1 protein-coding gene is annotated in these 714 nt (G+C 46.6%); it reads right to left on the bottom strand.

Features of this window, described 5'->3' with window-relative positions; translation table 11 throughout:
* Positions 1 to 21: 21 nt before the first annotated feature.
* A complete protein-coding gene (locus ACTHTU_RS11125) occupies positions 22 to 675 on the bottom strand; it encodes an IS1595 family transposase (protein ID WP_440362582.1) in 654 nt (217 codons plus the stop codon).
* Positions 676 to 714 lie beyond the last annotated feature (39 nt).

Below are 714 nucleotides of genomic sequence, written 5' to 3'. Positions count from 1 at the left end.
AGGGGCTGACGTAGATTAGCCCTAAATTCCACACCAATCCCGCAGGATTTTAAGCTGTTGAGACGGTGTGCCGAAGTTAAATCGAAATTCGCATTCTTTCAAGAACAGCGGGAACGATTTGCGATCGATTCCGTTGTATTTGCGTAAGACGCGTTTTGCCTGATTCCAAAAGTTCTCAATGCCGTTAATGTGGTTCTGACGGTCGGCAAATTCCTTGGAATGGTTGATACGGTAATGGATGAAACCGCTCACGTCCAGCTTGTCATAGCTGCTCAGACTATCCGTGTAAACAATGCTGTCCGGCATGATTTTCTGTTTGATAACAGGCATCAAAGTATCGGACTTGGCATTATCTACGACAACGGTATAGACCCGTCCGTTGCGTTTCAGAATGCCAAAGACAACCACTTTTCCTGCCGCGCCGCGACCACGTCTGCCTTTACGCCGTCCGCCGAAATAGCTTTCGTCCAACTCGATAGGGCCCTCAAAAACCTCATCGGCAACCAAGGCTAGATAATGGCTGATAACCATACGAATTTTGCGGTAGAACAGAATAGCGGAGTTGGGCTGAATGCCCAAAATATCGGCAGCGGAACGGGCGGTAACTTGGAGTACAAAAAATTCAAGTAGTTTCTTTTGAACTCTCTTGCTTAATTTACAATTGGTTATCTGCATTTTCGTAGCCTAGCATAACTGCTAATCTACGTCAGCCCC

Origin of the sequence: Neisseria sp. P0020.S005 (genome assembly GCF_051957055.1) — a bacterium.
In the GTDB taxonomy this organism is placed as follows: domain Bacteria; phylum Pseudomonadota; class Gammaproteobacteria; order Burkholderiales; family Neisseriaceae; genus Neisseria; species Neisseria subflava_A.
This window is presented reverse-complemented; position numbering and strand designations above follow the sequence as displayed.

Coding starts and splice junctions, on each gene's coding strand:
- ACTHTU_RS11125 (WP_440362582.1), bottom strand. CDS start 675: ATGCAGATAACCAATTGTAAATTAAGCAAGAGAGTTCAAAAGAAACTA.